The organism is Pigmentiphaga sp. (assembly GCF_033795525.1).
Taxonomy (GTDB): domain Bacteria; phylum Pseudomonadota; class Gammaproteobacteria; order Burkholderiales; family Burkholderiaceae_B; genus Pigmentiphaga.
On the sequence record NZ_JARYGM010000003.1, the window covers coordinates 63,534 to 75,639 of the forward strand.

General features: G+C 65.5%; 12 protein-coding genes. 9 read left to right on the top strand and 3 right to left on the bottom strand.

The window, feature by feature from the left end:
• Positions 1-2: 2 nt before the first annotated feature.
• The gene (locus tag QHC78_RS08910) at positions 3-1,016 is read right to left on the bottom strand and encodes an isopenicillin N synthase family dioxygenase (protein WP_319743598.1); all 1,014 of its coding nucleotides are present in this window, start codon (positions 1,014-1,016) and stop codon (positions 3-5) included.
• Positions 1,017-1,098: 82 nt separating this feature from the next.
• Positions 1,099-2,079, bottom strand: coding sequence for a Bug family tripartite tricarboxylate transporter substrate binding protein (locus QHC78_RS08915; protein ID WP_319743600.1), 981 nt, complete (start codon positions 2,077-2,079; stop codon positions 1,099-1,101).
• Positions 2,080-2,343: 264 nt separating this feature from the next.
• Between QHC78_RS08915 and QHC78_RS08920 the strand changes: the two genes are divergently transcribed.
• Positions 2,344-3,243 carry a LysR substrate-binding domain-containing protein gene (locus QHC78_RS08920; protein WP_319743602.1) on the top strand — a complete coding sequence of 300 codons (900 nt, stop codon included), beginning with the start codon at positions 2,344-2,346 and terminating at the stop codon, positions 3,241-3,243.
• Here the strand turns inward: QHC78_RS08920 and QHC78_RS08925 are convergent.
• A complete protein-coding gene (locus QHC78_RS08925) occupies positions 3,240-3,713 on the bottom strand; it encodes a DUF4186 domain-containing protein (RefSeq protein WP_319743604.1) in 474 nt (157 codons plus the stop codon). The genes QHC78_RS08920 and QHC78_RS08925 overlap by 4 nt on opposite strands.
• A gap of 254 nt (positions 3,714-3,967) precedes the next feature.
• Between QHC78_RS08925 and tssA the strand changes: the two genes are divergently transcribed.
• The 8 genes from tssA to tssG all read left to right on the top strand — a co-directional run bounded on the left by tssA (position 3,968) and on the right by tssG (position 12,092).
• Complete coding sequence (gene tssA / locus QHC78_RS08930) at positions 3,968-5,029, top strand: type VI secretion system protein TssA (protein WP_319743606.1); 1,062 nt, start codon at positions 3,968-3,970, stop codon at positions 5,027-5,029.
• 46 nt (positions 5,030-5,075) lie between these two features.
• Positions 5,076-5,627 carry a type VI secretion system contractile sheath small subunit gene (gene tssB / locus QHC78_RS08935; protein WP_319743608.1) on the top strand — a complete coding sequence of 184 codons (552 nt, stop codon included), beginning with the start codon at positions 5,076-5,078 and terminating at the stop codon, positions 5,625-5,627.
• A gap of 13 nt (positions 5,628-5,640) precedes the next feature.
• Positions 5,641-7,125, top strand: coding sequence for a type VI secretion system contractile sheath large subunit (gene tssC / locus QHC78_RS08940; RefSeq protein WP_413816452.1), 1,485 nt, complete (start codon positions 5,641-5,643; stop codon positions 7,123-7,125).
• Between the two features lie 63 nt (positions 7,126-7,188).
• On the top strand, positions 7,189-7,671 hold the full coding sequence (locus QHC78_RS08945; RefSeq protein WP_319743612.1) for an Hcp family type VI secretion system effector: 483 nt from the start codon (positions 7,189-7,191) through the stop codon (positions 7,669-7,671).
• 93 nt (positions 7,672-7,764) lie between these two features.
• Complete coding sequence (locus tag QHC78_RS08950; protein ID WP_319743614.1) at positions 7,765-8,610, top strand: type VI secretion system accessory protein TagJ; 846 nt, start codon at positions 7,765-7,767, stop codon at positions 8,608-8,610.
• Positions 8,603-9,163, top strand: coding sequence for a type VI secretion system baseplate subunit TssE (gene tssE / locus QHC78_RS08955; RefSeq protein ID WP_319743616.1), 561 nt, complete (start codon positions 8,603-8,605; stop codon positions 9,161-9,163). Before QHC78_RS08950 ends, tssE begins: the two co-directional genes overlap by 8 nt.
• Positions 9,163-11,064: a type VI secretion system baseplate subunit TssF gene (gene tssF, locus QHC78_RS08960; protein WP_319743618.1), complete on the top strand. Its 1,902-nt coding sequence runs from the start codon at positions 9,163-9,165 to the stop codon at positions 11,062-11,064. Before tssE ends, tssF begins: the two co-directional genes overlap by 1 nt.
• On the top strand, positions 11,061-12,092 hold the full coding sequence (gene tssG / locus QHC78_RS08965; protein WP_319743620.1) for a type VI secretion system baseplate subunit TssG: 1,032 nt from the start codon (positions 11,061-11,063) through the stop codon (positions 12,090-12,092). The genes tssF and tssG overlap by 4 nt, the downstream gene beginning before the upstream one ends.
• The last annotated feature ends 14 nt before the right edge of the window (positions 12,093-12,106 follow it).

A 12,106-nucleotide genomic window follows, 5' to 3' on the forward strand; every position in this document is an offset into this window, starting at 1 on the left:
TGCTACGCTGCATTCTTGCTCGGCATGATGCGCGCGACGTTGCGCGCCTTCAGTTCGCCGTAGACGAAAGGCCTGTCCCGGGGGAACGACGTGGGCAGGTCTTCGGGCGCGACGTTGGCAGGATCGGGATTCCGGATCAGCGGACGGATTACCGCATCGAAGCTGGGATACATGAAAAACGGAATGGAATAGCGCTCGTTGCCGGAGCGGTTGATCACCCGGTGCACGGCGGACGTGAACACGCCGTCGCTCCAGACCTTCAGCACTTCGCCTACATTGACCACCAGCGTGCCCTCGATGGGCGGAACCGCCACCCATTCGCCGTCGCGGTTGCGCACCTCCAGCCCACCATTGGCATCCTGCGCCAGGATGGTGAAGGCGTTGGTGTCGGTATGCCCGCGCGCGCCCAGGTGCTCGCCGGACTCGTCCGGGCGCTGCGGCGGATAATGCAGCAGGCGCAGTGAATTCATGTCCTTGGCGAAGCTGGCCTTGAGCGCCCCCGGTTCCAGCTCCAGACTCAGCTCGAACAGCTCCAGCAGCCTATAGCCCAGGTCATTGACCTTGTCGTAGTAGGCCATCATCCGCGGCTTGAGATCCGGCATGGCCGAGGGCCATGGAATCCGTCCATGCAAAGGCTTGCCGGCCAGCAGGTCGGGATCGTCGTCGGCCAGCGGGCGGCGGATCTGGAACGCCTCCTGCAGATTTTCCTTGATCTTGTCATCGTTGCCCTTGCTCATGCCATGCAGGTAACCCTGGGCATGGTTGTTGAGCTTGAGCGAGACCTCCATCTTGGCTTGCATGGGCAGGCTGTGGAAATCCACGGCAGTCTGGAAGATGTCCCGGATGTCCTGGTCGGCCAGGCCATGATTCCTGATGTAGAAAAAACCGACGGTTCCTGCGGCACTGGCGATGGCGTCGGCCACTTCTTTCCTGCCGCCGGTATCGCCGCGCCAGGCCGGCTCGAGATCGACGATGGGCACTTCCGAAAAGACAAGCTTCCTTGCGGTGGGCAGCATAAAACGGTCCTCGTTGAAATCGGTCTCCTCCGCCGCTCTCGAAGCGGGGATCGTGCACGACGCACCTTGGGGCGGGTCGCCGTCAGGCCTCTGGCCTGATGTTTTCCCTGCGAGCCAGCTCGTTCCATCTGACGAACTCGCTGCGGTTCCAGGCCAGGAAATCCGCGTGGCCGCGAACCGTTACTTCGAACCCCGCGGTTTGCAGTCGCTGGATGTTCTCGGGCATCTTGCCGCCCTCGACAATGGCGTCGCCCAGCTTGTCGATGTTGGCCTGGGGCGTTCCCGTCGGCGCATAAGCGCCCAGCCATCCCGTCGCGACGAAGTCGGCCATGCCCAGTTCCACCATGGTGGGCACATCGGGCAGCGCCTGAGAGCGCCTGGCGCCCGTCACGGCGATGGCGCGCAGCGAACCGGCGCGGATCAACGCCGCCACCGACGGCAAGTTGGCAAATGAGATCTGGATGTCGCCGTTCTTCAGGCCGGTGACGATCTCGCCGCTGGAGCGGTACGGGATATGGACGAAGTGTGTGCCGGCACGCTGGTTGAACAGCACCGACGTGAAATGGGCCAGGGTCCCGACGCCGTTGGATCCGTAGTTCAGCTTGCCTACCTGGGTCTTGCCATAGGCAATGAGCTCGGGCAGTGTGCGTGCCTCGACGTCGCGCCCGACCACCAGCACGTTCATGAGTTCGGCCAGCTGGGCCACGGGCACGAAATTCTCCTGCGGATTGATGGGCAGGTTGGGATTCAGGATGGTGGGCAGTATCAGCCCGCCAAGTCCGCCGGACAACAGCAAGTGGCCATCACGCGGCTGCTGGAGAATATATTGCTGGGCCACCGTGCCGGTGCCGCCGCCCTTGTTCTCGACGATCACCGGCTTGGCTGGAAATTCCTTGGCAAGGATGTCCGCCAGGACTCGCCCCAGCAGATCGGTAATCCCGCCAGGCGGGTACGGCACGACGACCTTCATCAGGCGGTTAGGAAACGCTTCCTGTGCCCAAGCCCCCCGGGCCGCGAACAGGCCGGCGGCCACCCCCATACGCAGTACATCGCGACGATCCATAGACTGCCCCCCTTAAGAACAGATATCCCGCACGATTCCGGTTTGTCCCCGCCCCATGCCGGCGCATTCGCCTCTCTTCGCCGCAGCCCGGTGATACCCCCCTGCGGGCGTAAGATACGGCGGTACCCGGATGGGCAACGGCCGCCTTGCCTCATGCGCGTATAGACGCGACAGGAAGCCCGATACGCGCAGACAACGTTATCGGAGACGTCCGCCCCTTCACAAGCGACGTCTCATCATGAATTCATGAGCAGGATTAATGACATGCGCCGCAAGATTCCCTCGCCCGTCATGCTCCAGGCATTCGAGCTGTCGGCCCGTACGCTGAGCTTCACCCAGGCCGCGGACTCGATGAACCTGACGCAAAGCGCGATCAGCCACCAGATCCAGGCGCTGGAAGAGTTTCTCGGGGTAAGGCTGTTCGAACGCGTGCGCAAGCGCCTGCAGCTCACGCCAGCGGGGGAGATTTTGCTGCTCCGGTTGACACCGGCACTCGATGCGCTGGAGTCGGCCATCATCGAGACCGTCTCGACCGAGCCGGCTTCCAGCGTCCTGCGGCTGGGTGTGGTTCCCTCGGTCGCCACGCAATGGCTGATTCCGCGCCTCGGCCACTTCCAGCGCGTACACCCTGATGTTTCGCTCACGCTGGTCACGCGGCTTCCGTTCAACTTCCATAACAACAGCCTGGATGCTGCCATCAACCTGGGCAATACCCGCTGGCCCGGGGCCCGGTCGGATTGGTTGATGGACGAATACATGCTTGTGGTTTGCACACCGGAGATGGCCGCCACCGAGCTGCACTCGCCCGCCGACCTTACGCGCGTCCCCAAGCTGCAGATGACGTTCAGGCCGCATGCATGGCGCGACTGGCTGGCCGCCTGCGACCTGCCCGCCGACAACGCGGCGCGCGGCATGAAGTTCGAATCGTTCGCCCTGATCCTGCGCGCCGCCATGGCCGGTCTGGGGGCGGCGGTCGTGCCTCGCCTGCTGGTGGAAGAGGAATTGGCCGACGGGCGGCTGGTGTCGCCATTCGGGCCGGTCGTGCGGTCGCCGACCTCCTATTATCTGGTCTATCCGCCGGCCAACGTCACGCTGCCCGCGCTGCAGACATTCCGCGACTGGCTCAAACGGCAGACGAACGCGCCGGCCGAGCAACAGCCTTAGAAAAGCCGTCCCTGGCGTGGGGCTTGGCCGCCGTCCCGGGTGCGCTCCTGCCGCCGCAGCCACTGCCCGATCACGCCCACGACGTAGGCCTGCTCGGCTGAGCTCAAGCCCCTTCCCACTTCGATGCCATGCCATTTCGCCAGGCACCCTCGGCAGCACGTCGCCGTCGCATGCTGGGCGACGAACACGGGATGGCCACGCATCGGCGTCTGCTTGCCGTCGTTGTGCGGCACGGCCGGGGCGAGGCGGCGTGCGACGAACTCGGCCGCGTGCGCCAGCACGGCATCCAGTCCGCGGCTGCGCAGATACTGCTGGTCCCGCGCGTTGAGCCGGAACCGCCGCCGGAAGGCGGATCGGGCCAGGCGTTCGAACAAAGCGTCCGGCGAGGCCGGCATGGCAGGCCTGGCGGCGACCCGTTCGTCACGCTTGGATGGCGCCGCACCCGTGCGGCGTTCTTCTTGCTCGGCCATGCACTTTCCGGAAGAGGATACGGCGTCCGCTGCAGGGGCAAGGAACGCGCCCGGCGGTCCCTTGGATCGGGAGACCGGACGTCGAAATTCTATCGCTTCACGTATTGATGACATGTCTTGCGAATGTCGTAGTGTTGTCGGGCGGTAAGCGCATGTGTTTTCTTGTTATCTGCGCTAGCGATTGAAAATTTCCGTTGGATAGACTTCGGCTTCCTTAAAACGGCGAGATCCGTCTTTGCCCGTCCTGGTAACCGATGCATATCGATCTTCTGCTCGAACCCTTGTCGCCCGAGACGCCATGCGGCGACAACCTCGAATACGACGCCGACTTCCTGGCCTTGCAGCAAAGCATCGTCGTGCGGGGCGAGCAACAGTTCGGCACCACGATCATTCCGGCCGAGGCGCCTGCGTGGAACCAAGTAGAAAAAGGCGCGCTGGCGCTGCTCGCGCGCACGCGCGACATCCGCGTTGCGGTCTGGCTGACGCATGCATGGACCGAGCTTCATGGACTGGCCGGCTACGCACAGGGAGCAGCGGCGGTTCGAAACATGCTGGAGCGGTTCTGGGACACGCTGCATCCGACGCTGGACGTCGATGGCGAGATCGACCCGATGCCGCGGATGAATGCCATCGAGGCACTGGCCGATGCTCAGGGCATCGGTCGCTCTGTGCGGACCAGCACCTTATTGACCTCGACCTTTGGCGCAGTCAGCTTGCGCGACGCCGAGTCGCTGCTCGACGGAAGCCGCCAGGACAGCCAGGCCTACCCTGGCGGACGGTCACGCTTGGTCGACGATCTGCGGCGCGCCCGCCACGAGGGCAAGCCTGAGCTCGCGGACGCGCTCGCCGCGCTGGACGAACTGGAGCGCATCCGTGCCCTTTGCAGCGACCGCCTGGGCGTGGACTGGGCGCCCCAGTTCGCGGGCGTCGCACGGACGCTCGGGACGGTGCGCGACGCCGTGGGCGCCAGCCAACCGGAACCGGCCGAGACGGCGGGGGCACCTGCCTCCGCCCAGGAGGCAGCGCCGCCAGAAGCCGGTCCGGCTGTGCTGGAGCAGCGGATGACGGAAGCGGCCGTACATGCCCGCTGGTGGCGGGACGCCGTCATTACCGACCGGGCCGACGCCGTCGCGATGCTGGAAAAAGTGTGCAGCTATTTTGAAACGAACGAACCGAGCCACCCGGCTCCTTTTCTGATTCGGCGCGTGCAGCGGCTCGCCTCGGCGAACTTCCAGGAACTGGTACGCGACCTGGCGCCCGCCGGCCTGACTCAATTCGAAACCCTCGCGGGTCCGGGGAGCGCGGACGCTTCCTGAATGCCACCCATCGCGACCCGCATGCGCAGTACAACGGAGAACCACCATGGCGACAAGCCGAGCAGGCAGTAGCGGACAGAAATTCATCGCCCGCAATCGCGCCCCCAGGGTGCAGATCGAATACGACGTGGAAGTCTACGGCGCCGAGCGCAAGATCCAGCTTCCGTTCGTCATGGGCGTGTTGGCCGACCTGGCCGGCAAGTCGGTCGAGCCGCAACCGGACGTGGCCGACCGCCGGCTCCTGGAAATCGACATCGACAACTTCGACGACCGGATGAAAGCCATCAAGCCGCGCGTCGCGTTCCAGGTTCCGAACACCTTGACCGGCGAAGGCCAGCTGAACGTGGACATCACGTTCGAAAGCATGGACGACTTCTCGCCCGCCACCGTGGCACGCAAGGTCGAGGCGCTGAACAAGCTGCTCGAGGCCCGTACGCAGCTCTCCAACCTGCTGTCCTATATGGATGGCAAGAACGGCGCCGAAGAACTGGTGGCAAAAGTGCTGCAGGACCCGGCGCTTTTGAGTGCGCTGGCCTCGGCGCCCAAGCCCCAGGCCCTGCCGCAAGCCGGCACCGAAGCCGATACCAGCGAGAGGTGAAAGCATGAACAGCATGGAACGCCAGCTGGAACCCGCGCCGCAGGCGAGTACCGACGAGTTCTCCGCCCTGCTGCAAAAAGAGTTCAAACCCAAGACCGACGAAGCCCGCGTGGCCGTGGAAAGCGCCGTGCGGACGCTGGCGCACCAGGCGCTGGAGAACTCGGTCGTCGTCTCGGAGGATGCCTACCGGACCATCCAGGCCATCATTGCCGCCATCGACGAAAAGCTATCCGAGCAGATCAACCAGATCATGCACCACGCCGACTTCCAGCAGCTGGAAGGGGCATGGCGCGGCCTGCACTACTTGGTGAACAACACCGAAACGGATGAACTGCTCAAGATCCGCTTCATGTGCATCACCAAGAAGGAGCTGGGCCGGACGCTCAAGCGGCATAAGGGCATAGGGTGGGACCAAAGCCCGATCTTCAAGAAGGTCTACGAGGAAGAGTACGGCCAGTTCGGCGGCGAGCCGCTCGGCTGCCTCGTCGGCGACTACTACTTCGACCACAGTCCGCCCGACGTCGAGATGCTGGGCGAGCTCGCACGCATCGCGGCGGCTGCGCATTGCCCTTTCATCGCCGGGGCCTCGCCCGCGGTGATGCAGATGGACTCCTGGCAGGAGCTGGCCAATCCGCGCGACCTGACCAAGATCTTCACCAATACCGAGTATGCGTCATGGCGCAGCCTGCGCGAATCGGAAGATTCGCGCTACCTGGGACTGGCCATGCCCCGCTTCCTGGCGCGCCTGCCCTATGGTGCGCGTACCAACCCGGTAGACGAGTTCGACTTCGAGGAAAACACCGACGGCGCGACCCACGACCGCTATACCTGGGCCAACTCGGCCTATGCGATGGCCGTCAACATCAATCGTTCCTTCAAAAACTTCGGGTGGTGCACATCGATACGTGGTGTGGAATCGGGCGGCGCGGTCGAGAACCTTCCTTGCCATACCTTCCCCACCGACGACGGCGGCGTCGACATGAAGTGTCCCACCGAGATCGCGATCAGCGACCGGCGCGAGGCCGAACTGGCCAAGAATGGCTTCATGCCGCTGGTGCACCGGAAGAACTCTGACTTCGCGGCTTTCATCGGGGCGCAATCCCTGCAAAAGCCGAACGAATACCACGATCCCGACGCGACGGCCAACGCCAAGCTCGCGGCGCGGCTGCCCTACCTGTTCGCGTGCTGCCGCTTTGCGCATTACCTCAAATGCATCGTGCGCGACAAGATCGGCTCGTTCCGCGAACGGGACGACATGGAGCGCTGGCTCAACGACTGGATCATGAACTACGTCGATGGCGATCCCGTCAACTCATCGCAGGAAACCAAGGCGCGCAAGCCGCTGGCCGCCGCCGAAGTCCTGGTCGAGGAAGTGGAAGACAACCCCGGCTACTACGCCGCGAAATTCTTCCTGCGCCCGCATTACCAGCTTGAAGGCCTGACCGTATCGCTGCGGTTGGTGTCGAAGCTGCCCTCGGTCAAGCAGAACGAGGGCTAGACCCAGGGCAGGCCTGGGATTTTTTCAACGTCCGGCGGATAGTACCGGCATAGGGAGAGAACAGTGGCTGTTGATATGTACATGAAGGTCGAGGGCGCCAGCGGCGAATCCAAGGATGCCAACCACAAGGACTGGACCGATATCGTCTCGTTCTCGTGGGGCGCGAGCCAGCCCGGCTCGATGGCGGCAGGCGGCGGTGGCGGCATCGGCAAGGCCAGCTTCAACGACCTGCATGTGGTCGCCCGCATCGACCGGGCCGCGCCCGCGGTCATGAAGCACTGCGCGAGCGGCAAGCACCTCAGCAAGGTCGAAGTCTCGGTCTGCAAGGCGGGCGGTAGCCAGGTCGAGTACTCCAAGATCACGCTCGAGGAAGTGCTGGTCACTTCGGTGCAGATCACCGGCGAGAAGGACTCGGAAGCCGTGCTGGTCGACTACGCCTTCCAGGCGGCTCGCGTCAAGCAGCAGTACTGGGAACAAACCGACAAAGGCAGCAAGGGTGCGGAAAGCCTGGTGGCCTGGGACGTGAAGCAGAACAAGGAAGCCTGAGGCTTCGCTTAGCGGCCGGCCATGCCAGGCCGGCCGGAATCGGGCGATGCCGCGGCCGCGGCATCGCGCTTTTTAGCAGGATTCGTCAGGAACATGTTGAGGCTAGAGGCAGGATCCGGCGTCTCGCTGGCCCAGGCAGTGGAAACCGCGCAGCAGGCGGTACGGGACCGGCCGGAGGATGCGGACCTCCGCGCCAGGCTGTTCCAGGTACTGGCCGTATGCGGCCTGTGGGACAAGGCGCACAGGCAGCTTGCGCACTGCGCGCGCCTGAACCCGGCGGCGCATTCCTCGGTACTGCTCTACGACGCCGCGATGCGCGGCGAGATGGAGCGCGAACAGGTCTTGGCCGGACAACAGTCGCTGCGCCTTCGAGAAGGAGACGCGGCCTGGATGGGTTGGCTGGCGCGCGCCCTTGAAGCCGACACCGCGGGACATTGCGAGCAGGCCGACGAACTCCGGTCCCGCGCCCTGGACGAAGCATCGGCAGCCAGCGGCGCCCTGATCATCGCCGAAGGCAAGGCCACGCGCCTGCACGACTTCCAGTGGCTCGCCGACGGCGACAGCAGGCTGGGGCCGGTCTGCGAGATATTGGTCAACGGCCGCTACGGCTGGATCGCATTCGCGGACATCGCCGAGTGCCGGCTATCGCCGCCGCAGGGTCTGACGGATTTATTGTGGACCCCCGCGGAACTGGTGCTGCGGAGTGGCCGCACCCAGCCCTGCCTGATCCCGGTGCGCTATTGCCCGGGCGCGGCGGACGGCTACGCACGCCTGGACGACGCGGCCAAGCTTTCTCGGCGCACCGAGTGGCACGAAGTCCGGCCCGGGCATTATGTGGGCACAGGCCAGAAGATGTGGGTAACCGACGAAGGCGAATATGCCTTGCTCGATATCCGCGCCATGCAATCGGCAAGCGTAGACGGAGCGCCGCATGCCTGAAGAGTACGCGGCGGCCGACAGCGCCCTCGCGCAGCGCCCTCTCCGGCAGGCCCGGCCCGAACGCGACCGGCTGCAGCCGGCCTTGCTCGATCGGCTGACCGACCACGCTCCCTGGCGGGCGCAGGACGGACTGGAAGACCAGGCCATGTCACGCGCGGCCCTGCGCGCGGCGGTTCTGCGCGACATGCGCTGGCTGCTCAACTGCGTCAGTTTTGAATCGGCCGGCAGCCTCTCGGCATTTCCGAACGTGCGCGCCTCGACCTTGAACTACGGCGTGCGCCCCCTGGCCGGCAAGCGCATGTCGGAAATCGACTGGGTCGATGTCGAAGAGTCCATAAGTATCGCCATCCGGCACTTCGAGCCGCGCATACTGCCCGAATCGCTCGAAGTGCGCTGCGTGAGCGAAACGCAGATACTGGATCATCACAACATCCTGTCGCTGGAGATCAAGGGCCGCCTCTGGTGCGTGCCCTACCCGCTCGAGATCCTGTTCCGCACCGACATCGACCTGGAAAGCGGCCATATGAGCCTGCAGGACCTGGGAGGGGCGTGATGGAACAGCGCCTGCTGGACTACTACAACCGCGAGCTGCACTACATCAAGGACCTGGGCGCCGAGTTTGCCCGCGCCTACCCCAAGGTAGCGGCCCGGCTCGGTATGCACGGCGTGGACGTCGCCGACCCGTACGTCGAGCGCCTGCTGGAGGGCTTCAGCTTCCTGACGGCCCGCATCCAGATGAAGATGGACGCCGAGTTCCCGCGGTTTTCGCAACGGCTGCTGGAAATCGTCCATCCGCAGTACCTGGCGCCCACGCCGTCCATGGGCATCGTCGAGATCAGTCCTAACGCCTCCGAGGGCAACCTGGCGGGCGGCTTTACCCTGCCGCGCGGCACCGCCCTGCGCGCCAGGGTGGCACCGGGGGAACAGACGCCGTGCGAGTTCCGCACCGGGCACGACGTGACGCTCTGGCCCTTGCGGGTGGCCGAGGCCGAGCTGACCGGGGTGCCTCCCGACCTGCCCCTTGCGCAGATGGGGCTGGCCGGACGCCAGGCCAGCCTGCGTGCGGCGCTGCGTTTGCGGCTCGAGACCACGGGGGGCGTGCCATTGAAGGACCTGGCCGTGGACCGCCTGGAGTTTTTCCTGGCCGCCCAGGAGACCGCGGCCAGCCGGCTCCTCGAGCTCCTGCTCTCGCATACCCGGGCCGTCCTATGCCACGACGCGGCACGTCCCATGCGGTGGGTCCGCCGCCTGCCGGCCGATAGCCTCAGGCACGAAGGACTGGACGACCACCAGGCATTGCTGCCGTGCGATGCCCGCGTCTTCCAGGGATACCGGCTGCTGCAGGAATACTTTGCGTTCCCCGCCCGCTGCCTTTTCTTCAGCATCGGCGGACTGGCCGACGCCCTGCGCGGCACGCTGCGCCAGCAGGCGGCGGACGAGCGCCAGGCATTCGAACTGACCCTGCTGCTGGACCGCCACGATCCCGAGCTGGAGAACGGCGTCGACGCGCGGCATTTCGCGCTCCACTGCACCCCCATCGTCAATCTGTTCGTCAAGCACGCCGACCGGATCCCCGTTACACCGCGTACCCATGAATATCACCTCGTGGTGGACCGCACGCGGCCGCTGGACTACGAAGTCTATTCAGTCGAGCGGGTCATCGGCCATCTGGCCGCGGAGCGGGCGCAGCAAGAGTTTCGCCCGTTCTACGGATCGCTGGGCAGCGACGAGGAAGACTACGGCGCCTACTACTCCGTGCGCCGGGAAGCCAGGCTGCTGTCAGACAGCGCACGCCGCAACGGCCCGCGCACCGGCTACATAGGCAGCGAAGTGCATCTGTCGCTGGTCGACCAGCGCGAGGCGCCCTACCCGGACGGCTTGCGCCATCTTTCGGTCGAGGCGGTATGCACCAATCGGGACCTGGCGCTGCTGCTGCCGCACGGCTCGGGCAGCGACTTCAGCCTCAAGGTCTCGGCCCCGGTCGCGGCCATCAAACTGGTACGGGATCTATCGCGGCCGCGGCCGCCGCTCGCCGAAAACGAAATCGCCTGGCGCCTCATCAGCCACCTCGGGCTGAACTACCTGGCGCTGACGGAGACGGATCCGGAAGAAGGGGCCCAGGCCATCCGTGAGCTGCTGCAGCTCTACGCGGCACGCGCGGACGCAGCGATGCGCAAGCAGATCCATGGCGTACGGCGCGTGGCGGTAGAACCGGCCTACCGGCGCCTGCCCGAGGCCGGTCCCATCATCTACGGCCGCGGGGTCAAAATCACCCTGGAAGTAGACGAGAATGCGTTCTCGGGCGGTAGTCCCTATGTGCTGGGAGCGGTCCTGGAACGCTTCTTGTCGCGCCATGTGGCCATCAATACGTTCACGGAAACCGTATTGCGTTCGCTGCAGCGTGGCGACATCAGCCACTGGCAGCCCAGGATGGGAAGGAGAACCGTGGCATGAACGGTCCCGCACCCGACACCGCGGCCCTGGACGCCGCGTTCTGGGAACGGCTGCGGCGCGATCCCTACGGCCACGATTTGTTCGCGGCGCTGAGGTGGATCGACGCACGCTCGCCCGGCCGCCTCCCGCTTGGCCGCGCCGCCCTGCCGCGAGAGGAACCGGTCCGGCTGCGCCAGGAACCGTCCCTGGCTTTTGCGCCGGCCACACTGGCCTCGGTGTCCGACGCGGACGGACGGCCGGCCATATCGGTCTACAGCTTCGGCCTCTACGGGCCGAACGGTCCGTTGCCGCTTCACATGACCGAATATGTGCGAGAGCGCGCGATCCATCACCAGGACCGCACGCTGCAGGCCTTCTCCGACGTTTTCCATCATCGGCTGATCCTGCTTTTCTATCGCGCCTGGGCGGATGCTCAGAGCACGGCCAGCCTGGACCGGCCTGACTCCCGCTTCACCCGCTACGTGGCCAGCCTGGTGCACCTGGGGCTGCCCTCCCTGCGCCGGCGGGATGACGTGGCCGACCATGCCAAGTTCTTCATGGCCGGACATCTGGTCCGGGACACGCGCAACCCCGAGGGGCTGGCCCGCATCCTTAGCCACTACTTCGGGATCGCGGTCCGCATCCGCGAGTTCGTTCCCGCCTGGCTTCGCCTGGACGCGTCGCAGCGTCTCTCGCTGCGCGGAAGCCGGAACGGCGGCGGACTGGGCCGCGACACCACCTTGGGCGTCGCCGTGCTCGATGCCCAGCACAAATTCCGGATCGAACTCGGGCCCATGCCCCTGGCCCAGTATCGCGCCTTCCTGCCGGGACGGAAAAAGGCCCGCCAACTGGTGGACTGGGTCCGGCAGTACATCGGCCTGGAACTGGCATGGGACGTCCGGCTGGTGTTGCGGCGGACCGATGTGGCGCCGGCGCGCCTGGATGGCGAGTGCGCGCTGGGCCTGGGCACGTGGCTCGGCAAGCGCGACCCCGCGCTGGGCGACGCCGATGACCTGTGTATTGACCTCGAACGTCGAGCGGCCGCATAACGGCCGGGAGTGAA

What these genes read in the sequence shown, in the direction of transcription:
- tssF (WP_319743618.1), top strand. Translation starts at nt 9,163, where the DNA reads ATGGAACAGCGCCTGCTGGACTACTACAACCGCGAGCTGCACTACATC.
- QHC78_RS08910 (WP_319743598.1), bottom strand. Translation starts at nt 1,016, where the DNA reads ATGCTGCCCACCGCAAGGAAGCTTGTCTTTTCGGAAGTGCCCATCGTC.
- tssG (WP_319743620.1), top strand. Translation starts at nt 11,061, where the DNA reads ATGAACGGTCCCGCACCCGACACCGCGGCCCTGGACGCCGCGTTCTGG.
- QHC78_RS08925 (WP_319743604.1), bottom strand. Translation starts at nt 3,713, where the DNA reads ATGGCCGAGCAAGAAGAACGCCGCACGGGTGCGGCGCCATCCAAGCGT.
- tssC (WP_413816452.1), top strand. Translation starts at nt 5,641, where the DNA reads ATGGAACGCCAGCTGGAACCCGCGCCGCAGGCGAGTACCGACGAGTTC.
- QHC78_RS08915 (WP_319743600.1), bottom strand. Translation starts at nt 2,079, where the DNA reads ATGGATCGTCGCGATGTACTGCGTATGGGGGTGGCCGCCGGCCTGTTC.
- tssA (WP_319743606.1), top strand. Translation starts at nt 3,968, where the DNA reads ATGCATATCGATCTTCTGCTCGAACCCTTGTCGCCCGAGACGCCATGC.
- QHC78_RS08920 (WP_319743602.1), top strand. Translation starts at nt 2,344, where the DNA reads ATGCGCCGCAAGATTCCCTCGCCCGTCATGCTCCAGGCATTCGAGCTG.
- tssB (WP_319743608.1), top strand. Translation starts at nt 5,076, where the DNA reads ATGGCGACAAGCCGAGCAGGCAGTAGCGGACAGAAATTCATCGCCCGC.
- QHC78_RS08950 (WP_319743614.1), top strand. Translation starts at nt 7,765, where the DNA reads ATGTTGAGGCTAGAGGCAGGATCCGGCGTCTCGCTGGCCCAGGCAGTG.
- tssE (WP_319743616.1), top strand. Translation starts at nt 8,603, where the DNA reads ATGCCTGAAGAGTACGCGGCGGCCGACAGCGCCCTCGCGCAGCGCCCT.